The 24,859-nt window shown below is 64.6% G+C and carries 22 protein-coding genes and 2 tRNA genes; 14 read left to right on the top strand and 10 right to left on the bottom strand.

What is annotated here, in order from left to right:
- Positions 1-12: 12 nt before the first annotated feature.
- The 3 genes from LB515_RS17695 to LB515_RS17705 form a co-directional block, all read right to left on the bottom strand.
- Positions 13-1,155, bottom strand: a complete 1,143-nt coding sequence (locus tag LB515_RS17695) for a slipin family protein (protein ID WP_224708464.1) — start codon at positions 1,153-1,155, stop codon at positions 13-15.
- Positions 1,156-1,521: 366 nt separating this feature from the next.
- Positions 1,522-1,589 (bottom strand) — tRNA-Thr (locus LB515_RS17700).
- Between the two features lies 1 nt (position 1,590).
- Positions 1,591-1,665, bottom strand: a tRNA-OTHER gene (locus tag LB515_RS17705).
- Positions 1,666-1,913: 248 nt separating this feature from the next.
- Here LB515_RS17705 and LB515_RS17710 point away from each other — a divergent pair.
- Together LB515_RS17710 and LB515_RS17715 are read left to right on the top strand one after the other, a co-directional pair.
- Complete coding sequence (locus LB515_RS17710; protein WP_224708465.1) at positions 1,914-2,180, top strand: hypothetical protein; 267 nt, start codon at positions 1,914-1,916, stop codon at positions 2,178-2,180.
- Positions 2,164-2,628 (top strand): hypothetical protein, encoded by a 465-nt coding sequence (locus tag LB515_RS17715; RefSeq protein ID WP_224708466.1) that lies wholly within the window; start codon positions 2,164-2,166, stop codon positions 2,626-2,628. Before LB515_RS17710 ends, LB515_RS17715 begins: the two co-directional genes overlap by 17 nt.
- Here the strand turns inward: LB515_RS17715 and LB515_RS17720 are convergent, their stop codons facing one another.
- Positions 2,629-3,177: a histidine phosphatase family protein gene (locus LB515_RS17720; RefSeq protein ID WP_095764970.1), complete on the bottom strand. Its 549-nt coding sequence runs from the start codon at positions 3,175-3,177 to the stop codon at positions 2,629-2,631.
- A gap of 174 nt (positions 3,178-3,351) precedes the next feature.
- On the opposite strand from LB515_RS17720, the gene LB515_RS17725 reads away from it, so the two are divergent.
- From LB515_RS17725 to LB515_RS17735, 3 genes are all read left to right on the top strand, one after another.
- Entirely contained in the window at positions 3,352-4,302 is a 951-nt protein-coding gene (locus tag LB515_RS17725; RefSeq protein WP_224708467.1) for an AEC family transporter, read from the top strand.
- Positions 4,303-4,472: 170 nt separating this feature from the next.
- Positions 4,473-5,930, top strand: coding sequence for an NAD-dependent succinate-semialdehyde dehydrogenase (locus LB515_RS17730; RefSeq protein ID WP_140846156.1), 1,458 nt, complete (start codon positions 4,473-4,475; stop codon positions 5,928-5,930).
- Between the two features lie 184 nt (positions 5,931-6,114).
- A complete protein-coding gene (locus tag LB515_RS17735) occupies positions 6,115-7,140 on the top strand; it encodes an aldose epimerase family protein (RefSeq protein WP_224708468.1) in 1,026 nt (341 codons plus the stop codon).
- Positions 7,141-7,185: 45 nt separating this feature from the next.
- Here the strand turns inward: LB515_RS17735 and LB515_RS17740 are convergent, their stop codons facing one another.
- Positions 7,186-8,103 (bottom strand): sugar kinase, encoded by a 918-nt coding sequence (locus LB515_RS17740; protein WP_224708469.1) that lies wholly within the window; start codon positions 8,101-8,103, stop codon positions 7,186-7,188.
- Between the two features lie 158 nt (positions 8,104-8,261).
- Between LB515_RS17740 and LB515_RS17745 the strand changes: the two genes are divergently transcribed.
- Positions 8,262-8,705 (top strand): FixH family protein, encoded by a 444-nt coding sequence (locus LB515_RS17745; protein ID WP_224609327.1) that lies wholly within the window; start codon positions 8,262-8,264, stop codon positions 8,703-8,705.
- A 7-nt stretch (positions 8,706-8,712) separates the two neighbouring features.
- Positions 8,713-9,921, top strand: a complete 1,209-nt coding sequence (locus tag LB515_RS17750) for a cytochrome-c peroxidase (protein ID WP_224708470.1) — start codon at positions 8,713-8,715, stop codon at positions 9,919-9,921.
- A 1-nt stretch (position 9,922) separates the two neighbouring features.
- Here LB515_RS17750 and LB515_RS17755 read toward each other — a convergent pair whose 3' ends face one another.
- Complete coding sequence (locus LB515_RS17755; protein ID WP_040981793.1) at positions 9,923-10,375, bottom strand: Lrp/AsnC family transcriptional regulator; 453 nt, start codon at positions 10,373-10,375, stop codon at positions 9,923-9,925.
- Between the two features lie 165 nt (positions 10,376-10,540).
- Between LB515_RS17755 and putA the strand changes: the two genes are divergently transcribed.
- Positions 10,541-14,149: a bifunctional proline dehydrogenase/L-glutamate gamma-semialdehyde dehydrogenase PutA gene (gene putA, locus LB515_RS17760; RefSeq protein WP_224708471.1), complete on the top strand. Its 3,609-nt coding sequence runs from the start codon at positions 10,541-10,543 to the stop codon at positions 14,147-14,149.
- A gap of 348 nt (positions 14,150-14,497) precedes the next feature.
- Here putA and LB515_RS17765 read toward each other — a convergent pair whose 3' ends face one another.
- The 3 genes from LB515_RS17765 to LB515_RS17775 form a co-directional block, all read right to left on the bottom strand.
- On the bottom strand, positions 14,498-14,812 hold the full coding sequence (locus tag LB515_RS17765) for an antibiotic biosynthesis monooxygenase family protein (RefSeq protein WP_224625968.1): 315 nt from the start codon (positions 14,810-14,812) through the stop codon (positions 14,498-14,500).
- A gap of 44 nt (positions 14,813-14,856) precedes the next feature.
- Complete coding sequence (locus LB515_RS17770) at positions 14,857-15,819, bottom strand: energy transducer TonB (RefSeq protein ID WP_224708472.1); 963 nt, start codon at positions 15,817-15,819, stop codon at positions 14,857-14,859.
- A gap of 251 nt (positions 15,820-16,070) precedes the next feature.
- Positions 16,071-18,287, bottom strand: coding sequence for a TonB-dependent hemoglobin/transferrin/lactoferrin family receptor (locus tag LB515_RS17775; protein ID WP_224708473.1), 2,217 nt, complete (start codon positions 18,285-18,287; stop codon positions 16,071-16,073).
- A 199-nt stretch (positions 18,288-18,486) separates the two neighbouring features.
- Between LB515_RS17775 and hemP the strand changes: the two genes are divergently transcribed.
- The 5 genes from hemP to LB515_RS17800 are packed head-to-tail and all read left to right on the top strand — an operon-like array spanning position 18,487 to position 22,613.
- Complete coding sequence (gene hemP, locus LB515_RS17780) at positions 18,487-18,693, top strand: hemin uptake protein HemP (protein ID WP_095765558.1); 207 nt, start codon at positions 18,487-18,489, stop codon at positions 18,691-18,693.
- A 53-nt stretch (positions 18,694-18,746) separates the two neighbouring features.
- Positions 18,747-19,808: a hemin-degrading factor gene (locus LB515_RS17785; protein ID WP_224708474.1), complete on the top strand. Its 1,062-nt coding sequence runs from the start codon at positions 18,747-18,749 to the stop codon at positions 19,806-19,808.
- A gap of 11 nt (positions 19,809-19,819) precedes the next feature.
- Complete coding sequence (locus tag LB515_RS17790) at positions 19,820-20,713, top strand: hemin ABC transporter substrate-binding protein (RefSeq protein WP_224708475.1); 894 nt, start codon at positions 19,820-19,822, stop codon at positions 20,711-20,713.
- A 6-nt stretch (positions 20,714-20,719) separates the two neighbouring features.
- Positions 20,720-21,817 carry a FecCD family ABC transporter permease gene (locus LB515_RS17795; protein ID WP_224708476.1) on the top strand — a complete coding sequence of 366 codons (1,098 nt, stop codon included), beginning with the start codon at positions 20,720-20,722 and terminating at the stop codon, positions 21,815-21,817.
- 7 nt (positions 21,818-21,824) lie between these two features.
- Positions 21,825-22,613 carry a heme ABC transporter ATP-binding protein gene (locus LB515_RS17800; protein WP_224708477.1) on the top strand — a complete coding sequence of 263 codons (789 nt, stop codon included), beginning with the start codon at positions 21,825-21,827 and terminating at the stop codon, positions 22,611-22,613.
- Positions 22,614-22,898: 285 nt separating this feature from the next.
- On the opposite strand, the gene rirA is transcribed toward LB515_RS17800, so the two are convergent.
- Positions 22,899-23,360, bottom strand: a complete 462-nt coding sequence (rirA, locus tag LB515_RS17805; RefSeq protein ID WP_224543590.1) for an iron-responsive transcriptional regulator RirA — start codon at positions 23,358-23,360, stop codon at positions 22,899-22,901.
- 200 nt (positions 23,361-23,560) lie between these two features.
- Between rirA and LB515_RS17810 the strand changes: the two genes are divergently transcribed.
- The gene (locus LB515_RS17810; protein WP_224708478.1) at positions 23,561-24,856 is read left to right on the top strand and encodes a DUF445 domain-containing protein; all 1,296 of its coding nucleotides are present in this window, start codon (positions 23,561-23,563) and stop codon (positions 24,854-24,856) included.
- Positions 24,857-24,859 lie beyond the last annotated feature (3 nt).

Raw genomic sequence — 24,859 nt, forward strand, 5'->3', positions numbered from 1 at the left:
GGGCGACATGCATCAGTCGCGGAGCTTGACCAGGTCGTTGAGCAACCCGCCCGTTCCGTTGTGGACGGTGAGCCGCTCGACCTTGCCGGCGATGGCCTCGAGAGCCTCGAGCTCCTTCAGTCGCAGCATCACCGGGTTCTCGGCCATCACCTTGGCCGTGTTGAGCAGCGAACGGGTGGCGTTCGTCTCCTCGCGGCGGCGGATGACGTTGGCCTCGGCCTGCTTCTCGGCCGAAACCACCTGGTTGAGGATCTCGCGCATGTCGCCCGGCAGGATCACATCCTTGAGAGCGATATCGCTGACCTCGACGCCGATCACGGCCATGTCGTCGCGCACCTTGGCAGCCGCGTCCTCGTCGACCGTGACCTTCTTGTCGAGGATCTGGTCGAGCGTGAGCGCGCCAAGCGTCTTGCGGAAGGCATACTGCAGGGCGCGGTAGAGGGCTTCGGAGAAGTCCTTCACCGTGCTCACCGCCGTCACCGGATCGACGACCCGGTATTCGGCGGCGATGTTGACGCGGATCGTCACGCGATCCTTGGTCAGCATTTCCTGCCCGGCGACATCGAGCGACTGGCGCTTGATGTCGACGACCTTCACCTGGACCATGCGCCCGAAATTCCAGAAGGCGTGCACACCCGCGGCAAGCGTGCGGGTGTAGACGCCATCCACGAACAGCAACCCGACCTGGCCGTCCACGACCGGATAGAGGAACACATGTTCCGTCTTCCGGGCCTGGCCGATCCGGCGCATCAAGGCCGGATCGACGGCGAGATCGGCCGCCGTGTCGACGGACGTGACCTTCCACGGGCCGGCATCCGTCCACAGCACGAGCTTGCGATCCGGGTTGAGCACGGCATGCAAGGCGCCGTCGCGCTCGACGACGGCGACGTCGGTACGCCCGGTGCGGATGACGGTGAGGTGACGCGCGGCCACATCCGGGAGCTTGTCGAACAACGCCTTCTCGTAAGCCGAAACGAATTCCGGGTTCTTCAGGTCGTGCCTGGAGATTTCCAGGTTGCCGCGCCGGTTGGCGAGCCAATGCTCGCCCGGCATCAGGATCGCCTGGATCTCGCCCTTGTAGAGGGCGACGGCACGTTCATTTTCCTTCACGAGGACGCGCTGGCGTCCAAGAAGCTTTTCGAGAATGGTCTTCATTGTCTTACTCCTGTCGGGCATGGCCCCATGTGAGGCGTCACGTCATGCGTCGATCATCCTTTCGTTTCTCGTTTCACGTCGTCGTACTTCATTGTCCTGGGCACGAATGATCCGGGGACCGGTGGCATCGGCGCGTGGCGGGCCCGCGGGAGCGGATCGCGGGGCGGCGAAGCGGGCGCCGGAAGCCGAAGCTTCCTTTGCCGGCCGCGTCGCGCCTTGATCGTCACCGCGGGCCTGGCCGCGAGCCGATGGCGCAGGACGTCGCAGCCCGGCGAGGCCGAATCCTTGCCGTCCGTGAAGTCCTCGCATTCCGGTCCCCGGACCGTTTTGGATAACACCACCTGAAGGTGTCGGCTTATCAGGCCGTTGGAGAAGGAATCGAACCTTCGACAGTCAGATGACAAATCTGATGCTCTAACCAAACTGAGCTATCCGTGGTGCTGATGAAGGGACTCGAACCCTCGACCTCCGGACCTAAATCCGGCGCTCTAACCTCTGAGCTACATCGGCGATCCCAACACCCGAAACGGCGCCGTACACAGCGCGGCAGAGCCGGCTGCGCGGGCGGAGACGAAAGCTCCAACCGTTGTGCTCGCTTCGGTTTTCGTGACCGGGAGCGCGCCTATAGACCCTGCGACGGGTTGTCGCAAGCGGCATTGTCGCGGCGGATTTGCGGCTTCTTTCCATTGTGACATTTCGGCAACATTGTCAGCGATCGCAGCTGTTGTTTGTACCAATGTACCATGGTAACAAACGTTATGATCATAGAACGCCTACAGACTGGCGTGCGGCTGGAGAAAAAGCTTGTGAAGGTGCTCAAGGCTCTGGCCGAGCATCGCGACATGAGTCTTGGCGATCTCATCGAGGGCATCGTGCTGCATGCCTTCGAGGGGCAGGCGCCGTTTTCACCGGCGACGCTCGAAACAATCGACCAGCTGAAGCGCATCTACGGACTGGAGCTCCGCGCGGCGGATAGCCACGGGTTGATGGAAATGAGGGAGAAGTCCAGTGACGAGCCATCTTGAGCGCAGCCACAGGATCGATCTTGCCGGTCCTATCGAGCGCGTCTTCCCATTGTTCACGCCGATGGGAGAAACGCTGTGGGTCGATGGCTGGAATCCTGAATTTCTGCATCCGCGAAACGGCGAGACGCAAGAAGGGATGGTGTTCCGAACCGGCCAGGGTGACGAGCTCACGCTCTGGGCTTGCACGGATTGGCAGCCGAAAGAACACCGCGTGCGCTATGTTAGGGTGACGCCGGGATCGCGTTTCGGATTTGTCGAAGTAACCTGTCTTGATAGTGGCCCGGACGGCACGCAGGCTTGTATCGCCTACACGTTTACGGCGCTCGGTGAGCAGGGACAATCCTATCTGTCAAAGCTGACCGAGGATGCCTTCAGGGATATGATCGAAACGTGGAAGGTCGAGATCAACGCTTGGCTATTGAAGAATGGGATGGCCAACCACGCCTAGTCAGAACGTGACCCGTCCGAGCACCTTGAGACCATCACCGTCCGGCGCCACCACCACGGCCTCGCCCTCGCGCGGCGCTACGCCGGTGAGCGCCTCGATGTTTTCCACATGCGTGACCAGCACCAGATTATCGGAGCCGGAATAGCCACGGATCTCCTTCATGATCGCGGCCATTTGCGCGGCCTTTTCGGCCGGGTCGGTTTTGAGCAGATCGAGCGGCGCGAAAGGCTGCGGCTCGGATTCGAAAGCGATGCGGGCAGTATCAAGGCAACGGCAGTAGCGGCTGGAGAGCACATGATCGATCGGCGCCGAGCGCGCCGCGAACAGCGCGCCGATGCGGCTTGCCTGCTGCTTGCCGCGCTCCGACAGGTTGAGCTGCGTGGCGCAATTGTCGATGTCGAAATTGGCCGGGTCGGCAGCTCCGGTGACGAAGGCATGGCGAAGCAGAACGACATGGCCGCCGTCGCGCAGCAACGCCCAGCCCGCATCGGTCGCGTGAGCCAGCGTGGGAACGGCAAGCAGGAAGAGCGCCAGGGCAAGTCGCAGCATCGGAAGTCCTATGGCAGCCCGCAAAGGCAAGGTGGTGATTGGCATATAGGGACCGCAAAGCAGGCTGAAAGACAAGCAGCGGGGCAGCAGAGCAAATGGAGCGCCGTTCCGTTCGGTGCGATTGCACCGCACTCAGGGCCCGCCTATCACGGGAAAAATGTCTCCGCCCAAGAAATGACTCCACTTACCGAAACCGTCCTCTTCGTCTTCAGCCTTGTGGCGCTCGGCTATCTGACCGGGCTCACCTTCTATCTGAAGCCGGCGAGCGGGGAGGGCATTTCGGAATTCGCCGTCAGCATGGCGATGCCACTGCTGCTCTTCCGGACCATGGTCAAATCGGATTTCCATGGCGTAACGCCCTGGTCGCTGTGGGGCGCCTATTTTGCGGCCGCCGCCATCACCTGGACCACGGGCCATCTGATGATGACGCGCGTTTTCAAGCGAGATGCACGCGCGGGCATCGTCGGCGGCGTGTCCTCGGCTTATTCCAATGTGGTGCTGCTCGGCGCGCCCTTCGTCCTCGGCATATTCGGCGCCAGCGGCTTCGAGGTGCTGTCGCTGCTGGTCTCGGTCCACCTGCCAATCATGATGATGGCCTCGATCGTGCTGTTCGAGATGTTCGGGCGCGGCAGCGGCGAGACGGTGCATCCGCTGCGCGTCGTCAAAAACTTCCTCAGGCGCCTGTTCCTCAATCCGCTGATCATCGGCATCCTGGTGGGGCTCGCCTGGCGCCTCACCGGCGCGCCGCTGCCGGATCTCGTCGAACGGTTGGTCAATACGCTCGCCGACACGGCCGGTCCGGTAGCGCTGTTCGCCATGGGGCTCAGCCTGTGCCGCTTCGGCATCTCCGGCAATATCAGGCCGGCGCTGGCGCTGTCGGTGCTGAAGCTATTCCTGATGCCGGCGCTGGTGCTGGCCTTCGTCTGGCTGCTCGGCCTGCCGCCGCTGACGGCCAAGGTCGCGGTGGTGGTTGCGGCACTGCCTTCGGGCATCAATTCCTATCTGATCGCCGTCCAGTTCAACACCGGCCAGGCGCTGGCCTCGAACCAGATGACGCTTGCCACCGCAAGCGCGGTGGTAACCACCTCGTTCTGGCTGACGGTGGTGATCCACGTCTTCGGATAGAGCCGCTGAACGCGGCTCGCTTTTGCTGGCCCAACCCCTATATGCCATCTTGTGATTGCTTGCCCGCCTTTCCCTAGGTAAGAGCAATGCGCCGGCGTGCGGCTCTTGAAGCACGCTTCAACGGATATCCAGAAAAACGGCCGATCAGCGCGCCGAACGGAGGCCAGACCATGCTTCAGAAAACCAGCCATTTCATGCGCCAGGCCAACCTCATCAATGGTGAATGGGTGCAGGCCGACAGCGGCCAGACCATCGACGTCAACAATCCGGCGACCGGCCTCAAGATCGGCACCGTGCCTAAGGCCGGCAAGGCCGAGACCCGCCGCGCGATCGAAGCCGCAGAGGAAGCCTTCAAGGGCTGGCGCAAGACCACCGCGCTCGAGCGCTCGAAGCTCCTGCGCAAGCTGCATGACGCGATGATGGACAATCAGGACGTGCTCGCCGAATTGCTGACCATCGAGCAGGGCAAGTCGCTCACCGAATCCAAGGGCGAGATCGGCTCGGCCGCCAGCTATATCCTCTGGTTCGCCGAGGAAGGCCGCCGCGTCTACGGCGACATCGTTCCGTCGCCATGGGGCGACCGCCGCATCCTGGTGACCAAGGAGCCGGTCGGTGTCATCGCCGCCATCACGCCGTGGAATTTCCCGTCCTCGATGCTTGCCCGCAAGATCGGCCCGGCTTTGGCCGCCGGCTGCACCGCGGTGGTCAAGCCGGCCTCGCAGACGCCTTATTCGGGCCTCGCCTGGGGCGCGCTTGTCGAGGAGGTCGGTTTCCCGAAAGGCGTCGTCAACGTTGTCACCGGTTCGGCCGGCGAGATCGGCGACGAGATCTGCGCCAACCCGCTGGTCAAGAAGATCACCTTCACCGGCTCGACCGAGGTCGGCAAGATCCTGATCCAGAAGTCGGCCTCGACGGTCAAGAAAGTGTCGATGGAGCTTGGCGGCAACGCGCCGTTCCTGGTCTTCGACGACGCCGATGTCGATCGCGCCGTTGCCGGCGCCATCACGGCCAAGTACCGCAATTCCGGCCAGACCTGCGTGTGCACCAACCGCTTCCTCGTGCAGGCGGGCATCTATGACAAATTCGTCGAGAAGCTCGCCGCCGCCAGCAATAACCTCAAGGTCGGCTCGGGCCTCGAGGAAGGCGTGCAGCAGGGGCCGCTGATCGACGAGAAAGCGGTCGAGAAGGTCGAGGAATTCATCGCCGATGCGACGTCGAAGGGCGGCAAGGTCGTCGCCGGCGGCAAGCGCCATGCGCTGGGCGGCTCGTTCTTCCAGCCGACGGTGATTTCTGGCGCCACGCCGAACATGCGCTTCATGAAGGAGGAGATTTTTGGGCCGATCGCGCCTGTGTTCAAGTTCGAGACCGAGGAAGAGGCGATCGCGCTGGCCAACGACACCGAGTTCGGCCTTGCCGCCTATTTCTACACCGGCGATCTCGGCCGCGCCTTCCGCGTCATGGAAGGCCTGAAATACGGCATGGTCGGCGTCAATGAAGGCCTGATCACCACGCCCGAGGCACCGTTCGGCGGCGTCAAGGAATCCGGTCTCGGCCGAGAAGGCGGGCATCAGGGCATCGAGGACTATCTCGACACCAAATATGCCTGCTTCGGCGGCCTAGGGCTCTGATATCGATCCCCGGAACAGGGGCAGGCGCGCCCAGCAGTCCACCGTTTCAGACAACGGTGGACTGCTCTATCGCCTTGTCTTGGCGCAAAGCCGCTGCGCACTTTTCCTGGAATTGCCTTAGCCTGCGCTTGCCGGATGATACGCAGCCGGCCTAAATCCACGGATCGGAAATGACATTTCGGGCATGGCAATGAAAGACGGCGAGGTCTTCGGCACGACGCAGGCGGGCGAGGCCGTGCGCCGCTTCACCATTCGCGGCGGCGGCATCACGGCCAACATCATCGGGCTCGGCGCCATCATTCAGGACCTCAGGCTGAGCGGCCATGACGCGCCGCTGGTGCTGGGCTACGACCGATTCGAGCCCTACGAGACCGACCGCGCCTTCTTTGGCGCCGTCGTCGGCCGCTTCGCCAACCGCATCGGCGGCGGCCGCTTCACCATCGCCGGCAACCGCTTCCAGGCCGAGCAGAATTTTCTCGGCAAGCACACGCTGCATGGCGGCTCGGAAGGCTTTTTCCGCCGGCCATGGGCCGTCTCGCTGCATGGCCGCGATTTCGTAACGCTGACGCTGCACGATCCGGACGGCGCGATGGGCTTTCCCGGCGCGCTCGACGTCACCTGCACGTATCGGCTGAAGATCCCAGGCACGCTCAGCATGGAGCTGACCGCGACCTGCGAGGAGCCGACGCTCTGCAACCTCGCGCAGCATTCCTATTTCAATCTCGACGACGGCGGCGCCGGCGACATCCTCGACCACCGGCTGATGCTCAACGCCGGCGCCTACACGCCGGTCGATGACGAGATGATCCCGACCGGCGTGGTAAAGCCGGTCGACGGCACGCCCTACGATTTCCGGCAGGCTCGGCCGCTGCGCATGGAAATGGAAGGCGAGCAGCTTCGCTATGACCTGAATTACTGCCTGGCCTCCAGCCGCGGGCCGCTGCACCAGGCTGCCTGGGTGCAAGGCGCCAATTCCGGCGTCGAGATGGAAGTCTGGACCACCGAACCAGGACTGCAGCTCTATAGCGGTCAGTTCGTCGCGCCGACATCGCCAGGGCTCGACGGCCGCCGCTACAAGGCGTTTTCAGGCCTCTGCCTCGAAGCGCAGACATGGCCGGACGCGCCGAACCGGCCTTATTTCCCGCAGGCGACGCTGTGGCCCGGGCAGATCTATCATCAGGTGACGGAATATCGGTTCCGCTTGCCCTAAAGTTTTCCAATATTGAAGTGAAGTCCACCCAAGCTTCGATAGCGCTTAACTACCGAAGGCGATCCGCAAGGTCTCAAACGGCGCCAGCGCGCCGCGAACCTGCACCACCGCGGCGGCGACTTTGTGCGCCCGGCGTGTCGCGTCGGCAGGCGCGTGGCCGGCAAGCCGGGCGGCGAGATAGCCGCCGTTGAAGGAATCGCCGGCCCCCGTGGTATCGACGGGGACAGCCACATGCACCGCGTCGACAGCTTGTGAAGCGCCGTTCAGCGCAATCAGGGCCGGCTGCTCGCCATTCTTGACCACGACCTCGCCGGTCAGCTTGCCCAGGCGCTTGGCTGTGACCTCCGGGGTCTCATCGCCGAACAGCATCTGCTCGTCCGGAAAAGTCGGAAGCGCAATGTCGGCCACCGCAAGCGCTTCGAGGATCGCGGCCTGCGCCGCCTCGCGGCTCGACCACAGACGCGGCCGGTAGTTCGGGTCGAAGGCGACGAGCGAGCCGGCCTTGCGGGCAGTCGCCACGGCCGAGAGGAGGGTTTGGCGCGCCGCCGCGTCCAGAATTGCCAGGGTGATTCCGGAAAAATAGACGAGCGCCTGGTTTTCAAGGCTTTTTGCCAGTGCTGTCGGATCCGAGGCGAGCTGGCGCGCGGCCGCGTCGCTTCGCCAGTAGGTGAAGGCGCGCTCGGCTCCTGTCAGCGTTATGGCATAAAGGCCGGGGCGCGCGCCAGCAATGACCGGGCTGTTGCCTATGCCGATGCCGTTCTCGGCAAAGAAAGCGATCTGGTCGTGCGAGAAGGGATCGTCGCCGAAGGCCGTCACATAGGTCGCGGGCCGATCCGGGCTCAAGGCGTGCAACGCCCAGAGCGTGTTGAAGGTATCGCCGGCAAAACCCATCCGCCAGTTCGGGCCGGCCTGGCCCGACAGTTCCAGCATACATTCGCCGATCGATGCGATACCATTGACCATGCGGACTTATCCCTTCCTAAGATATTGTTGCTGTAGCTTTTTGCGGCCGGCAGCGCCATGCTTGGCTACCGGCGAATTTTGCGCCAGAAGCGATTTCCCACAGGCAGGGCGGGACGCGACAAGCGGCCCGCGACGTTAGCAGCCGAAGAGGAACGGGCTTGGCATCGATATGGCGTTACATTCTTGCGGGTCTCGGTCTTGCCGTGCTGCTGGTCGGCATCGTGGCCGCAGTCTATCTGACGCTGCCGCAATCGGCGCCCGGACCGGACCTGTCGCGCTCGAAAAAGACGGCGAACGGCCTGTTCGTCGCGAGCTTCGAGCCGGAGCGCGGCGTCGTCCGGCAGGGCGAGCTGCAGTCCTGGCTGCTGACGCTGAAGACCGCCGCCGGCGCGCCGGTGGAAGGAGCGGCCATCACCGTTTCCGGCGGGATGCCGCGGCACGATCACGGCCTGCCGACCAGTCCGCAGGCGACCGACTATTTGGGCCAGGGGCGCTACCGCATCGATGGCGTGAAGTTCACGATGAGCGGCTGGTGGCAGCTGCACTTCGGTATCTCGGCGGCGGCGGGCTCCGATTCCGTCGTCTTCAACATCGTGTTGTGAGCGGGCGATGAGGCGGCTGATCAGCGTTGCGAGCCTCTCGGCCTTAGCCGCTCTCGCCTTGCTGGGCGGCTGCGGCGAGCCGCAGTTCAGCGACGCCGAGAAGAAGACCATCGCGTCGCTGGCGCTGAACACGCTGCCTTCGCTCAAACTCGACACCACCAACCAGTATGCGGATGTGCCGGCGGCTGCCGCGCTCGGCTCGACGCTGTTCTTCGATGCCGGCATGAGCCGCGACGGCACGGTGTCCTGCTCGACCTGCCACAAGATCGACCGTCAGTTCCAGGACGACCTGCCGCAGGCGGTCGGCGTCGGCCACACCAACCGCCGCACGATGCCGCTGGCGGGCGTGGCGCGCGATCCATGGTTCTTCTGGGACGGCAGGCGCGACAGCCTGTGGGCGCAGGCGCTGACGCCGCTTGAAAACCCGCTCGAGCAGGCCGGCAATCGGGCCGCCTTCGCGCATTATATCAAGAAGCGGTTCGGCGAGCGCTATGAGCGCATCTTCGGACCGCTGCCGGACCTTTCCAGCGTGCCGGCCAGTGCCACCCCGCTCGGCAGCGATGCCGACAAGGCCGCGTGGAACGCCATGCCTGCCGGCCGGCAAGACGACGTCAACCGCGTCTTCGCCAATATCGGCAAAGCGATCGCCGCCTTCGAGCGCTCGATCGAGCCTGAGCAGACGCGCTTCGACCGCTTCGCCATCGATCTGGCGACCGGCGCCAAGCCGGAAGGGGACGCGGCATTCTCGCCGGAGGAAGTCCTTGGGCTGAAGCTGTTCATCGGCAAGGCCAATTGCGTGACCTGCCACAACGGCCCGCGCTTCACCGACAACTCCTTCCACAACACCGGCGTGCCGCCGGTCGACGGCCTGCCGCCTGACCGCGGGCGCGTCGATGCCGTGGCGCAGGTCGGGGCCGATCCTTTCAACTGTCTCGGCAAGTTCCGCGACGGCGACGAGAGCGCCTGCCGCGAGCTGCGTTTCATGGTCAAGGACGGTCCGCAAATCACGCGTGCCTACAAGACGCCGTCGCTCAGGGGGGCCGCAAGCCGGCCGCCCTACATGCATGCCGGCCAGTTCGCGACACTCGAGGAGGTGGTGGCGCATTATTCGAAGGCGCCGCCCAGCGTGGAAGGGGTCTCCGAAGTGCACCCGCTCGACCTGTCCGAGCGCGAGCGGGCCGCGCTGGTGGCTTTCCTCAAGACCTTGTCCGAGTAGGTTAGCGATCCTTCACCGTCTCCATCGCCACGAAGGTCGACGTCTGGGCGACGTGGGGCAAGGCGGAGATGCGCTCGCCGAGCACCCGGCGGTAGGCGGCGATGTCGGTGGTACGGACCTTCAACAGATAATCGAAGCTCGACGCCATCATGTGGCATTGCTCGATCTCCGGCACGCCCTGCACCGCGCGGTTGAAGGCGTCGAGCGCTGCCGAGCGGGTGTCTGACAGCTTCACCTGGACGAAGGCGACATGGCCTTCGCCCATGCGCTCGCGGTCGATGACCGCGCGATAGCCTCTTATGTAGCCGTCCTTCTCCAGCCGCTTCACGCGCGCCTGCACCGGCGTCTTCGACAAGCCCACCTTCAAAGCGAGTTCAGACATCGAAAGCCGACCGTCGCGCCCGAGCGCGGACAGGATGTTGCGGTCAATGCGGTCCAATTGGTCTTCGGTCATCAAAATTGCAGTCGAAATGATGGGACTAGTCGCTATATGTTAGATCGATCAGTCTGCCATGTCGATTTCTTTGGACCGACTGGAATCCGCAGCTGTGCTAGCTTGCGCCATTCGGTCCGGCGACCGCCAGACCGTTCGCTCACGCTCGCTTTCATGGACCCCGACATGCCGCTCGACGCCATCCGCCAGCAGATCCGCGCCAATTATTTGCCCGACGAAGACGAGGCGGTGAAGCGCCTATCGGCGGCGGCGGGCTTGTCAGCCGAAGAGCGCAAGGCGATCTCGGTGCGCGCGGCCGATCTGGTGCGTGCGGTGCGCGGCTCGACCGATCCAAGGCTGATGGAGGTCTTCCTCTCGGCCTACGGCCTGTCGACCAAGGAAGGCGTGGCGCTGATGTGCCTGGCCGAAGCGCTGCTGCGGGTGCCCGATGCCGAGACGATGGACGATCTCATCGCCGACAAGATCGCGCCGCATGACTGGTCGGCGCATTCGGGCGGCTCGAGCTCCATCTTCGTCAACGCCTCGACCTGGGCGCTGATGCTGACCGGCCGCGTGCTCGACGAAGGCGAGGGCGGCATCGAAGGCACGCTGCGCGCCATGGTGCGCAGGCTTGGCGAGCCGGTGATCCGCAAGGCGGTCGCCGCGGCAATGCGCGAGATGGGCGAGCAGTTCGTGCTTGGCCGCACCATCGCCGAGGCCGTCAAGCGCGGCCGGCCGATGACGCAGAAGGGCTACCTCTATTCCTTCGACATGCTGGGCGAGGCGGCCCGCACCGAAGCCGACGCGCTGCGCTACCACCGCGCCTATGCCGACGCGATCTCCTCGCTCGATGCCGGGTCGAACGGTCCCGACATCCGTTACAATCACGGCATTTCGGTCAAGCTCTCGGCGCTGCATCCGCGCTACGAGGTGGCGCAGCGCGAGACGATGCTGCCGGTGATGGCCGAGCGGCTGCTGTCCTTGGCGCTTGCCGCCCGGCATTCGCGCATGGGCCTCAACATCGATGCCGAGGAGGCGGACCGGCTCGACCTGTCGCTCGACGTCATCGAACGCGTGCTGGCCGAGCCGGAGCTTGCCGGCTGGGACGGTTTCGGCGTCGTCATCCAGGCCTATGGCCCGCGCGCGGCCTTCGCCATCGACTGGCTCTATGCGCTTGCCAGGAAATACGATCGCAAAATCATGGTGCGGCTGGTGAAGGGCGCCTATTGGGACACCGAGATCAAGCGGGCGCAGATGCTTGGCTTGTCCGGTTATCCCGTCTTCACCCGCAAGGCCAACACCGATGTTTCGTATCTCGCCTGCGCGAAGAAGCTGCTGTCGATGACCGACCGCATCTATCCGCAATTCGCCACACATAACGCGCACACGGTTGCCGCCATCCTATCGATGGCGAAGGACCGCGACAGCTTCGAGTTCCAGCGCCTGCACGGCATGGGCGAGGCGCTGCACGAGACGGTGCGGCAGGCCGAAGGCACGCGCTGCCGCATCTATGCGCCGGTCGGCGCGCATTCGGACCTTCTCGCCTATCTGGTGCGCCGTCTGCTGGAAAACGGCGCCAACTCCTCATTCGTTCACCAGTTGACCGACGAGGAGGTCGAGCCCGAGGAGATCGCGCGCGATCCGCTCGCGGTGGTCGAGACGCAGGGGCCGGCCGCCAATCCGGCGATCGCGCGCCCGGCCGCGATCTTCGGCGCCGGGCGCCGCAATTCCAAGGGCTTCGACATCACCGATCCGGTGACGCTCGCGGCTATCGACAAGGCGCGGGCGGCGTTCGCCGGCGCGGATCGCTGGCACGCCAAGCCGGTCACGCGCGCCGCCGGCTACGGCAAGCCGCGCCAAATCGTCAATCCGGCCAAGCCCGACGAGATCGTCGGGACGGTGCATGAGGCGGCAGCCAAGCAGGTGGCGACCGCCGTGCGCATCGCCGTCGACGCGCAACCCGCCTGGGCGAAGCGTCCGGTTGCCGAGCGCGCCGCGATCCTCAATCGCGCCGCCGACCTCTACGAGGCCAATGCGGTCGAGTTCTTCGCTCTCGCCACCCGCGAGGCCGGCAAATCGCTGGCCGACGGCGTCGCCGAAGTGCGCGAGGCGGTCGACTTCCTGCGCTACTACGCGGCCGAGGCGGCCAATGCCGAAGCCGGCACGCAGGCGCGCGGCGCGATCGTCTGCATCTCGCCGTGGAATTTCCCGCTGGCGATCTTCACCGGCCAGATCGCGGCGGCTTTGGTTACCGGCAATTCGGTGATCGCGAAGCCGGCGGAGCAGACGCCGCTAATCGCCTTCCGCGCCGTGGAAATGCTTCGCGAGGCCGGCGTGCCGGAAGACGTCATTCAGCTTTTGCCGGGCGATGGCGCCTCGGTCGGTGCGCCGCTGACGGCCGACCCGCGCATTGCCGGCGTCTGCTTCACCGGCTCGACCGAGGTCGCCAAGCTGATCGAGAAGCAACTGGCCGAGACCGCGGCGCCCGATGCGATGCTGATCGCCGAGACCGGCGGCCTGAATGCGATGATCGTCGATTCCACCGCGCTGCCGGAACAAGCGGTGCGCGACATCCTCGCCTCCGCCTTCCAGAGCGCCGGCCAGCGCTGCTCGGCGCTGCGCGTGCTCTACGTCCAGAAGGACGTCGAGAAGAAGATGCTGGAAATGCTGAAGGGCGCGATGGAAGCGCTCAATGTCGGCAATCCCTGGGCCATCTCGACCGATGTCGGCCCCGTCATCGACGATGAGGCGCAAGCGTCGATCAGCGATTATTGCAAGAAGAAGGGGCTGGAAGGCAGGCTGATCGCGAGATTGGAAGCGCCGGCAACCGGCCGTTTCGTGGCGCCGCATGTGTTCCGCGTCAAAGGCATCGAGGAAATGGAGCGCGAGGTGTTCGGACCGGTGCTGCATGTTGCGACCTTCGATGCCGACGAGATCGACGCGGTGATTGCCGCCATCAACCGCAAGGGCTATGGGCTGACCTTCGGTCTGCACACGCGCATCGAAGGCCGCGTCCAGCATTTCGTCGACGGCATCCATGCCGGCAACATCTATGTCAACCGCAACCAGATCGGCGCCGTCGTCGGCTCGCAGCCCTTCGGCGGCGAGGGGCTTTCGGGCACCGGCCCGAAGGCCGGAGGACCCCATTATCTGCGCCGGTTCCGCAAGGGGCCTGAGGCCGGCACCGAGCTTGGCGAGGGCCACAAGGTGACCGCGACCGAGCTTGCCGACAATCTGCCGGATCCGGCGCTGGGCGGGTGGTCGACGCGGCCGGATCGCGTTGCAATTCTGCGCAAGCATCTGCGCGGCAAGGGCGCGGCGGCGATCGCTGCCGCTGCCAGCCTCGATTTCGGCCAGGTCGACCTGCCCGGGCCCACCGGCGAGGCCAACACACTGTCGCTGGCACCGCGTGGCCGAGTGCTGTGTCTAGGCCCGGATGCCGAGACGCTGCTGGCCCAGACGATCCAGGCGCTTGCGGCCGGCAATGCGGTTCTGGCGGTGGCGCCGGGCGCGCCAGCGGCGCTGTCGGCGCTGACCGGCAAGGGCCTGCCACTCGCGGCGATCGACGGCCGGCCCGATCCGGTCGAGGCGCGTTCGCTGCGGGTCGATGTCGTCGCTTTTTCCGGCACGCCGGAGGCGGCGCGGATCGTGCGCAAGGTGATTGCCGAGCGCGCCGGGCCGATCGTGCCGCTGGTCAGCGAGGTGCTGAACCCGGCGGCCTACGCGCATGAACGCGCGGTCTGCGTCGACACCACGGCGGCGGGCGGCAATGCCAGTTTGCTGGCGGCGGCATAGTTCCCCAGCACGGCGATTTTGGCCAGTCGGCTATGTCTGCGTAGGCAGTTACATGCCTTGGCGATTGGCCGGAACGCTCATCGCGATCGTCATCCACGGGCGGAGCAAGGAGCGAAGCGACGAGCGTTGACCCGAGGATCCATTCCGTTACATATGAGCGTTGCAGCGGTGCAGAATTCTGCTGCGCTGCACCCGTCGATAAGGTCACGGAATGGATCCCAGGGTCTCCGCGACGCCGCTTCGCGGCTGCTTCGCCCTGGGATGACGAGGTTGACCCGCCGACAACTTTGAGAATCCCTGTGTCGAGGAACTAGCTGGCGCGAAACAGTCTCGTTGGCAAAGGCATGTTCAGGCGCCTTCGACTACCGAAAAGCCTTCGAACTGCGGGTGGCCCAGATAGTGCACCTTCGAGCCGCCGGCATTGCGATGGGCGGCGCGGAAGTTCTCCGATTTCGTCCAGGCGACGAAATCCTCCTGGCTTGCCCAGACCGTGTGCGAGGCGAACAGCGTGTAGCCCTCGGTCTCGTTGACCGGGCCGCGCAGCAGGTGGAATTCCCTGAAACCCTGCATTCCGGAGAGGCTTGAATCACGGTTCTTCCAGACATTCTCGAAGGCTTCTTCCGAGCCGTTCTGGACCTTGAAGCGGTTCATGGCGATATACATTGGTTTCCTTTCGAAATGCACGAATTCTTGAGATGGCGAAAGTTTTAAAAAGGGCCGATCCGCGCCTTGAACACCCAGCTCGATTTTCCGGTCTCGGGTGGAATGGGAGGGAACGGTGCCTGTTTGCGCACCAGCGTCAAGGCGAACTGATCGAGCTCGGCGGATCCTGAACTTTCGGCGAGCTGCAGGTCGCTGACGCTGCCGTCGGCCGCGACGACGAAAACCACCCTGGCATTGTTGCGAGCCTTGGCCTGGATCGATTTGGAAACGCGACGGTTGGCGCGGGCAAGCTTCTTCTGGATTTCACCACTGTAGCGGGATTCCAGAGCATTGCCGGCGGCGTGTTTCTTGCCCTTGCTGGCGACGACCGGCGCGTCGCGCGTATCGCCATCCGCCGTGCCTCGCGGTTCAACGGTTTCGCTTGGCCGCGCCGGCGCGGCTGATGCGCTCGATGTCGCGCTCGGGGCCGGCGACTGCTCAGGCTCGGCAGGGGGCGCTTGTGTGCTTTGCGGCTCGATCGCGGGCGTCGGCTTGCTGCCCGTGGGGACGCTCTGATCATCCTGGCGCGGTGCGGCGGCCGCCAGGATATCTGGTGTAGAGGCCTGTTCCTTGACGGCTTCCGGCGGAGGCTGGCGCTCCACTTGCTCACTTGCCGGCTGCGGCGCCTCGGCCGGCGGAACGGGCTGGACAGACTGGCGTTTCACCGGCTGCGGATCCGGCACCAGCGTAACATCCACCGCGCCGGAAGCCTGGTCGTCCAAGGCGCTGCCGATGACGTTGGTGCCGGACTGGTCGGTGCCCTCGGCCCTGATCGCGTCTGCAGGATCGAATGTCCCCGCGGGTGCGATCAGGAACGCCGCCGCGGCGGCGCCATGGAGCAGGCCGGAGGCGATGATCGCCACTGCCCACCTGCGGTCTCCCGCGGATTGCCGCGTCTGCATGAGCGGCGCGTCCGGCTTGATCGCCGGTTCATTGCCTGCATCGGAAGGGTGATTGATGTCCTGCATGTCTCGCGCCGAGACCTGCCGCACGCGAGAAGGAATTGTCAAATCAAGATCGGTTGCCGCCCATGGCGGTGGATCGGAAGCAGGCCACGCCACGGCGCCATGCGGAATGGCCGGATGCAATCCCATCCCTATACGCCGAAAGCGCCTCGGGCCGGAGTCGGCGCAGACTGGGCCCACGCCGGCGCCAGGCCGAGCGACATCGCCAGCGCCGAGGTCAGCAGGCCAAACGATGCCGTCAAGCTTTTCATTCCTCAGCCCCCAAAACGCATGGTTGCCGCCAGCTTCAGGGTGACGCCGGGCTCGTAGAGGACGGCGGTGGTGCTTCCGTTGAGCGGATTGGTGTATTTGACGTCGAAGAGATTGTCGGCGCGGAAGTCGAGCTTGAGATTATCCGTCGCCTGGTAGCTGGCGAAGGCGTTGACCAGCGTAAAATCCTTGGCAACCGGATTGCCCTTGGGCTTGCCGTTGTACTGGACCTCGCCGCCGACGGTCAGCTTGTCCTGGAGGAAGCGCAGGCCGAGCTGGGCCGTCACCTGCGAGGAGGGGATGGTCGCGAGGTCGGCGCGCTCGCCTTCATAGGAGATGGTGTGGCCATCGATGATGGAGGCCGACAGGCCGGCATAGCCCCAGCCGGCGTCGTAGACGCTTTCCAGCTCGAAGCCATTGATCTTGGCCTTGGCGAAGTTCTGGTACTGGAAGCAGATCGGAATGCCCGGGCCGAACGGGCAACCGCTGGTCGGATCGAAGGGCGAGAGCGTCACGCCGTCGATATAATCGTCGACATTGTTGTGGAAGTAGGCTGCCTTGAGCCGCAGCGCGTCGCCGCCCTCGATGATGTCGTTCTGCTGGTAGTTGACGCCGAACTCGACGGTCTTGCCGGTCTCGGGCTTGAGGTTCGGATTGGGCAGGAACGGGAAGCTGACGCCGGCCGGATGGTTGCCGCTGATCAGCGTCTCGGTAAGCGAGGGGGAGCGATAACCCTCGGCATAGGTGCCGTAGAATTGCAGGCCGGCGAGACCGGCGCTTTCGAAGGGCGAGACGCCGACCGTGATGCGCGGCGAGACCCGGTCGCCGGAGGTCTCATTCGTGTCGTCCTCCAGGCTGTAATGGTCGTAGCGTAGGCCGCCAATGACCTCGAGCCACTCCCAAGTCAGCTTGTCCTGGATGTAGGCGCCGGAGACGTTGCGCTTGCCCGACGGCGTGTAGAAGGAGTCGCCGCCGGCCGTGCCGCCGGTATCGACGTCGTCGCCGACCCGGTCACCGCCATAGGTCAGTTCGTGGGCGACGCTCGCCGTCTCGAAGCGCGACGTGTTCCAGATGTCGATGCCGGTCGTGCCGACATCGAAGGTGGACAGCGAGCCGGCGGGCAGCAGCACGGGCAGGCCGGTGACCGGATCGAAGCGGTTCTGCGCGGTAAGCGTCGTCAGGTCGAGATTGGTTCTGTTGTAGGAGGCGTTGATGTGGAGGTCGAGCCAGCTCCTGACATCGTCGGTGATGTTGTAGCGAGCTGTGAAAGCGTTCGACTTGAGGTCGACGTCATTCGCCGGCACGCCGCCGCTGGTCTCGGTCCAGCCGTCCTTGGAGCCAACCCAGCCGAGCTTCAATTCGCTGTTTTCGGTCGGGCGTATGGTGGTTTTGAGCAGGCCGCTCAGCACATTGAAACCGGTGCCGGCAACGGTGTCGCCGCCGCCGTTCTTATAGTTGTCGTAGTCGCGGTAGACGATGTTGCCGAGAACATCCCAGTTCTCGTTGATCTTGTAGGCGCCGGTGGCGCTGGTGGTCCAGCCCTTGCCGTTGCTGTCATAGCGCCCGGTCAGTGATCCGGCCCAGGTCTCTTCCGGCTTGAGGAAATCCGCCGCGTCCTTTGTGTCGAAGAAGACGACGCCACCAATGGCGCCGGAGCCATAGGTGTTGGCGGTCGGGCCGCGGATGACGTCGACGGATTTGATCAGCTCGGGATCGACATAGAAGGTCGACTGCGTGCCATGGTCCGAGCGCTGGAAATCCTGCCTTGCGCCGTCGACGATCACCGCGACACGGCCGAAATCCTGCAATCCGCGGATGTTGATGCTGGAACTGACGCGGCGCGCGTCGGCCTGCACGGTGACACCGGGTACGCCGAGCAGCATCTCGTTCGGCGTCGTCGCCATGCGGCGGTCGAGCTGCTCCTGGTCGACATGGCTGGCGGAAGCCAGCGACTGGATCGCCGTTTCGCCCGTGCGGCTGATGACGAGGATCTTGTCGAGAAGCGTCCCTTCGGTCGCGGCCTTCTCGTCAGCGTTCTTTTTCTGATCGGCCTGCTGCTGGTTGACCGGCTGCGCGGCTTGCTGCGCTTTGGCGGCGTGCGCGCTGAGCGCGATCGCCGCCGCTCCGGCCATCAAGACGGCAATGCCGCTTACCATCGATCGGAAGCCGGGATCCGCGCTGTCGCGCGCCAGGCCCGTCCGTCCCCAAGTCACCAACCCCATGCCCCAACTCCCAGATTTCAGGCTCGCAGCTGGCTGGCCGGTGGCTCGCTCGCATTTTTGATCACATCCGGCGTCTTAAATCTTGACTCATTTACTCCGGTAATGCACGACTAGTAAACATGATCATTATAGTCAAGAATTGAATCGCCATTTTATGAGGCTGCGGCCAAGGTGGCCGTCAGAGGAAAGGACCGACCCGATGAACACGCACAATCCCAACGATTTCCGCTATCGCGTCCGCCGCCCGGAAGACACGCAGATGCATTACGAAAGGGTACCGTTGGCGGTGAGGACGCTCTCCAGCAACACGCTGTTCCAGGGCGAGCACGAGATCGGCATCGAGCATCACGGCGCGCTCTACCGCCTGAAGATCACCCGCCAGGGCAAGCTGATCCTCAACAAGTGATCGGAACCGGCGGGCGGCAGACGAGCAGAGATCAGACGATACAGGTGGACGAAATGGACCAGCGCGTGAAGCCATCGCCGGAGGAAATCCGGCGGGCGCGAGAAGAAAATCCGAAAATGCGGGAGCGCGATCTCTCGGCGCAACTGGGCATTTCGGAAGCGGAACTGGTTGCAGCGCACTGCGGCTTCGGCACTGTCCGTGTCGAGCCGCGCGTCAACGACCTTTTGACCGGCCTCGAGGCGGTCGGCGAGGTGATGGCGCTGACCCGGAACGAAAGCGCTGTGCACGAGAAGATCGGCGTCTACGACAAGGTCGTCACCGGCAACCACAACGCCATGGTGCTTGGCGAGAACATCGACCTGCGCATCTTCCCGAAGGCCTGGGCGCATGGCTTTGCCGTCGAAAAGCGCGACGGCGGCGAGATCCGACGCAGCCTGCAGTTCTTCGACGCGGCGGGCGAGGCAGTGCACAAGGTGCATCTGAAGCCCGCATCCAATCTCTACGCTTACCAGAAATTGGTGGCGAGCCTCGAATCGTCGAACCAGGAACCGACCGTCGCGATCCTCCCACGCGCCGCGGAAGGAGAGGATGAAGGGCAGGGCGCGGCTGCCTCGATCGGCGATCTGCGCGACCGCTGGAGCCGGCTTACCGACGTGCATCAGTTCTTCGGCATGCTGAAGACGCTGAAGCTCAGCCGCCGCGAGGCCGTGCGCATGGTGGGCCAGGACTATGCCTGGCTGCTCGACAATGATGCGGTCAGCGCCATGTTGCACCACGCTGCGGCAGGCGAGATGCCGATCATGTGCTTCGTCGGCAACCGCGGTTGCATCCAGATCCATTCCGGCCCGATCAAATCGGTCAAGCCGATGGGCCCGTGGCTCAACGTGCTCGATGAGACTTTCCATCTGCATCTGAGGACCGACCACATCCGCGAAGTCTGGGCGGTGCGCAAACCCACCAAGGATGGCCATGTCACCTCGCTGGAGGCCTATGACGCCAATGGCGGCATGATCATCCAGTTCTTCGGCAAGCGCCATGAAGGCGAAGGCGAGCGGGAAGACTGGCGTTTTCTCGCCGAGAACCTGCCCCGCATTCCCAATCCGACCGCTGCATGAGGTAGCACCCAATGCGCTTTGTTCTCAGGTTCCGCGCAGCGCTCGCGCCGATGCTCGGCGTCCTGCTTACCGTCGCCCTACTGCCGGCCAAGGCGGACGAAGGCATGACAGTCTTTTCGGACAGCTCGCGGATCGTCTCCATAGGCGGCTCGATCACCGAGATCGTCTATGCGCTCGGCGAGGAAGGCCGCCTCGTTGCCCGCGACTCGACCAGCAGCTATCCCGAGGCGGCGGCGAAGCTGCCGGATGTCGGCTATATGCGCGCGCTGTCGCCAGAGGGCGTCCTGTCTGTCAATCCGACCGGAATCCTGGCGCTGCAGGGCAGCGGCCCGAAGGAGGCGGTCGACGTGCTGAAGAAGTCGAGCGTGCCTTTCGTCGAGGTGCCGGACCACTACAATCATGAGGGCATTCTCGAAAAGATCCGCGTCGTGGGAAAAGCGCTAGGGGTCGAGGCCAAGGCGGAGAAGCTCGCCGCCGAGACCGACGCGAAGCTGACGGCGGCCGAAAAGCAGACGGCTGCGATCAAAGATCGCAAGCGCGTGCTGTTCGTGCTGTCGACGCAGGGCGGCAAGATCCTTGCCGCCGGCAGCGACACGGCGGCCGACGGCATCGTCAAGCTGGCCGGCGCGGTCAATGCGGTCGAGGGTTTTTCCGGCTACAAGTCGATGACCGACGAGGCGATCGTCAGCGCCAGGCCGGACGTCATCCTGACGATGAAGGGCGGCGGACCGCCGATCTCAGAAGAGGAGCTGTTCGCCAACCCTGCCGTCGCTTCAACACCGGCGGGCGCCGACCGCAAGATGATCAGCATGGGGGGCGGCTACCTGCTCGGCTTCGGGCCGCGCACGGCCGAAGCCATCCATGATCTTGCCGTTTCGCTTTATGGCAACCAGGTCGCGGACTGAGTGGCGATGGCCGAACAGTCCATTGCCGGCGCGGGCAGGATGATGGCGGCCGATGGCGACCGCTCGGCCCGGGCAAGGTTCGTCATAGCGCTCTTGTGCCTGGCGCTGGCCCTTTCCGTATTCCTGTCGCTGACATCGGGGGCCTCCGACGCCTCCGCAGTCCGCGTCATCCGCGGCTGGTTTACGGGCACCATGCCTGCCGACGCGGCGTTGGCCGCGCGTGACCAGTTGATCGTCTATGATATCCGCATGCCGCGCGTGCTGCTCGGCGTGCTGATTGGCGCGGCGCTGGCTGTTTGCGGCGCGGTGATGCAGGGGCTGTTCCGCAACCCGCTTGCCGATCCCGGCCTGATCGGCGTCTCCGCCGGCTCCAGTCTCGGTGCGGTGGCGATCATCGTGGTCGGCACGACCTGGCTTGCGCCCGTCACGCTTGCGCTGGGCACGCTCGCTTTGCCGCTCGCGGCATTCTTCGGCGGGCTCGCGGTGACATTGCTGCTTTACGCCATCGCCACGCGCCAGGGACGGACGTCGGTCGCGACGATGCTGCTTGCCGGCATCGCCATCAGCGCTCTTGCTATGGCGGCGACGGGCATCCTCATCTTCATGGCCGACGACCGGCAGCTGCGCGACCTGACGTTCTGGCAGCTCGGCTCGCTTGCCGGCGCGACATGGCCGAAGATCGGCACCGTGGGTCCGGTGATCGCGCTGGCGCTATCGGCGACGCCGTTCCTGTCGCGCGGCCTCAACGCGCTGGCGCTGGGCGAAGCGACCGCGGGCCATCTCGGCATTGCGGTGCAGCGGCTGAAATACACGGCTGTTGTCGCGGTGTCGGCGGCGGTCGGCGCTTCGGTCGCGGTCAGCGGCGGCATCGGGTTCATCGGCATTGTCGTGCCGCATGTCCTGCGGCTGGCGATCGGGCCGGACAACCGTTATCTGCTGCCGGCCTCGGCCCTGCTCGGCGCATCACTGCTTCTCATCGCCGACGCGGTCGCCCGCACCATCGTCGCGCCCGCCGAACTGCCGATCGGCATCGTCACCTCGGTCGCCGGCGCGCCGTTCTTCCTTTGGATCCTGCTGCGCAAGCGCGGCGTCGTTGATCTATGAGTTCGCCATGATCCAAGCGCGCGACATTTCGGTGGCGATCGGCGGCAAGCGCATCGTTTCGCATGTCGATTTCGCGGCGCGGCCCGGCGAGGTGACAGCCATCGTCGGGCCAAACGGATCCGGCAAGACGACTTTGCTCAAGGCGCTGACGGGCGAGCTCGCCTATGGCGGCACCGTCACCCTCAACGGCTGCGACCTGTCGGTCATGAAGCCGGTCGAGGCAGCCACGCTGCGCGCGGTGCTGCCGCAGGCCACGACGCTGTCCTTCCCGTTCACCGTGCGCGAGATCGTGCGCCTCGGCCTGATCGGCGGACGCTCCGGCGTGCTGCCCGGCGAGGATGCGCGTTTGCCCGAACGGGCGCTGGCGCGTGTCGATCTCGACGGTTTTGCCGGCCGTTTCTACCAGGAACTTTCCGGCGGCGAACAGCAGCGCGTGCAGCTTGCCCGCGTGCTCTGCCAGGTTTGGGCACCGATGCTCGAAGGGCGGCCGCGCTATCTGTTCCTCGACGAGCCGGTCTCCAGCCTCGACATCAAGCACCAGCTCATCATCATGGACATCGCGCGCGATTTTGCCCGGCGCGGCGGCGGCGTGGTAGCGATCCTGCACGACCTCAATCTGACGGCTATGTATGCCGACCGGATTTTCGTGCTGCATGGCGGCCAGCTGGCCGCCGCGGGGTCGCCGACGGACGTGCTCAATGACGAGCTGATCGAAAGGGTGTTCGACTGCCGCTTGACGGTCGGCGCACTGCCTGCCGCGAACATGCCGTTCGTGCTGCCGCAATCGGCGGCGTAGGCTTGGCGGCGAGAGGGGCGCCATCGCTCATGACTTCGTCATTCTAGGGCGGAGCAAGGAGCGCAGCGACGCGCGCAGACCCTAGAATCCATTCCGTGACCTTCGTGCGCCGCGACGATGCAGAAATAGCGACCCTAAAGAGCCAGTGCCTCTTCTGGATCGCTGTATTCTTTGTTCGATGTAACGGAATGGATCCTCGGGTCGCCGCGTCCGCTTCGCTCCCGCTCTGCCCGTGGATGACGAAGTTGACGAGCCTTCCTCGAGAACCAAGCCGCCAGGGCCCGATCACGCCGCTGGGGCGCGCTGCTCGAGAAGGTCGATGCCGAGCAGGCTGCGCACATTCGGGCGCGCGGCGACGAGGTCGGCGATCGTATAGCGGGAAAGCACGGCGAAGAAGGCGTTGAGCGCCTCGCGCAGCGCCGAATTCAGGGCGCAACTGTCGACCAGCGGGCATTCGGCTGCGTCGTTCTCGAAGCATTCGGCCATGGCGAAACTCTCTTCGGTGACGCGCACGACGTCGAACAGGTTGATCTGTTCCGCCGAGCGGCCGAGCCGCACCCCGCCGTTGCGGCCGCGCACGGTCTCGACCAGGCCGGCCTCGACCAGCGGCTGCAGGATCTTGAAGAGGAACAACTCGGACACCGAATAGGCGGCGGCGATCTCGGGGATGCGGCTCAGCCTTTCGGTGTTAGCGGCGCAATACATCAGGATGCGCATCGCATAATTGGTCTGGCGCGTGAGCCGCATGATATCCTCGCGAAATATTAGCTTGAAGCCGAATATGGCCCATAGTTTGGAACAATTCCAGACTGGACCGGCACATAGCTGAATAATCGTGTCAACTTTTTGTGCATGCCGGCGCATATCGTGCTCCCGCGCTTCGAACGAGCGTTTTGCCGGCGCGGACACTAGATAGAAGCGGGTGCAAACAGGAAACGGCCTTTTCCATGTCACAGTCAGCTTCGGCCCCCGCGCCGGTTCGATTCGACGCCGATGCCAAGGCGAAGCTCTCGGCCTTGCGGCGGACCAAGTTCGTCGCCGCCGCGGCGCTCGCGCTGTGCATCCTCGTCTTTGCGCTCGCCAAGTCCTTCGAGGGCGGCCATCCGTGGCTCGGCTTCGTCGCGGCCTTCGCCGAGGCGGCGACCATCGGCGGCCTCGCCGACTGGTATGCCGTGGTGGCGCTGTTCCGGCGGCCGCTCGGGCTGCCGATCCCGCACACGGCCATCATTCCGGAGAACCAGCACCGGATCGCCGATAATCTCGGCCGCTTCATCGAGGCCAATTTCCTGGCGCCGGAGCCGGTGCGCGAGAAGCTCACCGACGTCGATTTCGCCGCTTTGGTCGCCGACTGGCTGGCCGACGCCGAACGCGCCTCCGATCTGTCGCGATTCGTCGTACGCCTGGTGCCGCAGACATTGACGGCGGTGGAACAATCAGGCCTCCGTGACTTCGTCACCAGCCGCATGCTGGAGCAGATCGAGAAGGTGCCGCTGGCGCCGCTCGCGGCCGATCTTTTGTCGGCGCTGACCGACGATCGTCGCCACCAGAAGCTTTTCGACGAATTCATCCGGGTCGTCGGGCGTTTCCTCAACGACGAGCAGGCGCTGGCGACGATGCGTGAAAAGATCCGCGAGGAACTGCCGTCGCTGTTCAACCTGTTTCGCGCCGACGCCTATCTCTTGAAGAAGATCGTCGCTTCGGCAGGCTCGCTGCTCGATGAGGTGCGGTCCGATCCCAACCATCCGATGCGTGCCGAATTCGACGGCTTCGTACTTGGCTTCATCGAGCGGCTCAGGACCTCGAAGCAATATGCAAGGCGCGCCGAGAAGCTGAAGCGCGATTTCCTCGGACGTCCGGAGGTGCGGGCGCTGGCCGGCGATGCATGGACAAGCCTGCGCCTGTTCATCGAGCAGGACGTCAATGCGCCGAATTCGACGATCCGCGAGCACCTCGCCAACATGTTCGTCGAAATCGGCAGGCATCTGGCCGACGACGCCCAGATCAGGGCCGATATGAACCAGGGTTTTGTCGTGGCGCTGGCTTCGTTCGTCGAGAGCCAGAAGAGCGGGGTGTCGACATTCATCGCCGACCAGGTCAAGCGCTGGGACCTGGCGCAACTGACGCGGCTGATCGAGCTGAACATCGGCAGGGACCTGCAATATATCCGCTTCAATGGCATGATCGTCGGCGGGCTTGCCGGGCTGGCGCTCCATACGGCGGAGCGGCTATTCCTCGTCAATTGACGC

Source organism: Mesorhizobium sp. CA15 (assembly GCF_020165215.1).
Taxonomy (GTDB): Bacteria; Pseudomonadota; Alphaproteobacteria; order Rhizobiales; family Rhizobiaceae; genus Mesorhizobium.

Bases quoted from the DNA above. Each gene is read 5' to 3' on its own strand.
- LB515_RS17695 (WP_224708464.1), bottom strand. From the start codon at position 1,155: ATGAAGACCATTCTCGAAAAGCTTCTTGGACGCCAGCGCGTCCTCGTG.
- LB515_RS17710 (WP_224708465.1), top strand. From the start codon at position 1,914: ATGATCATAGAACGCCTACAGACTGGCGTGCGGCTGGAGAAAAAGCTT.
- LB515_RS17720 (WP_095764970.1), bottom strand. From the start codon at position 3,177: ATGCTGCGACTTGCCCTGGCGCTCTTCCTGCTTGCCGTTCCCACGCTG.
- LB515_RS17725 (WP_224708467.1), top strand. From the start codon at position 3,352: ATGACTCCACTTACCGAAACCGTCCTCTTCGTCTTCAGCCTTGTGGCG.
- LB515_RS17730 (WP_140846156.1), top strand. From the start codon at position 4,473: ATGCTTCAGAAAACCAGCCATTTCATGCGCCAGGCCAACCTCATCAAT.
- LB515_RS17735 (WP_224708468.1), top strand. From the start codon at position 6,115: ATGGCAATGAAAGACGGCGAGGTCTTCGGCACGACGCAGGCGGGCGAG.
- LB515_RS17740 (WP_224708469.1), bottom strand. From the start codon at position 8,103: ATGGTCAATGGTATCGCATCGATCGGCGAATGTATGCTGGAACTGTCG.
- LB515_RS17750 (WP_224708470.1), top strand. From the start codon at position 8,713: ATGAGGCGGCTGATCAGCGTTGCGAGCCTCTCGGCCTTAGCCGCTCTC.
- LB515_RS17755 (WP_040981793.1), bottom strand. From the start codon at position 10,375: ATGACCGAAGACCAATTGGACCGCATTGACCGCAACATCCTGTCCGCG.
- putA (WP_224708471.1), top strand. From the start codon at position 10,541: ATGCCGCTCGACGCCATCCGCCAGCAGATCCGCGCCAATTATTTGCCC.
- LB515_RS17765 (WP_224625968.1), bottom strand. From the start codon at position 14,812: ATGTATATCGCCATGAACCGCTTCAAGGTCCAGAACGGCTCGGAAGAA.
- LB515_RS17770 (WP_224708472.1), bottom strand. From the start codon at position 15,819: ATGCAGGACATCAATCACCCTTCCGATGCAGGCAATGAACCGGCGATC.
- LB515_RS17775 (WP_224708473.1), bottom strand. From the start codon at position 18,287: ATGGGGTTGGTGACTTGGGGACGGACGGGCCTGGCGCGCGACAGCGCG.
- hemP (WP_095765558.1), top strand. From the start codon at position 18,487: ATGAACACGCACAATCCCAACGATTTCCGCTATCGCGTCCGCCGCCCG.
- LB515_RS17785 (WP_224708474.1), top strand. From the start codon at position 18,747: ATGGACCAGCGCGTGAAGCCATCGCCGGAGGAAATCCGGCGGGCGCGA.
- LB515_RS17790 (WP_224708475.1), top strand. From the start codon at position 19,820: ATGCGCTTTGTTCTCAGGTTCCGCGCAGCGCTCGCGCCGATGCTCGGC.
- LB515_RS17795 (WP_224708476.1), top strand. From the start codon at position 20,720: ATGGCCGAACAGTCCATTGCCGGCGCGGGCAGGATGATGGCGGCCGAT.
- LB515_RS17800 (WP_224708477.1), top strand. From the start codon at position 21,825: ATGATCCAAGCGCGCGACATTTCGGTGGCGATCGGCGGCAAGCGCATC.
- rirA (WP_224543590.1), bottom strand. From the start codon at position 23,360: ATGCGGCTCACGCGCCAGACCAATTATGCGATGCGCATCCTGATGTAT.
- LB515_RS17810 (WP_224708478.1), top strand. From the start codon at position 23,561: ATGTCACAGTCAGCTTCGGCCCCCGCGCCGGTTCGATTCGACGCCGAT.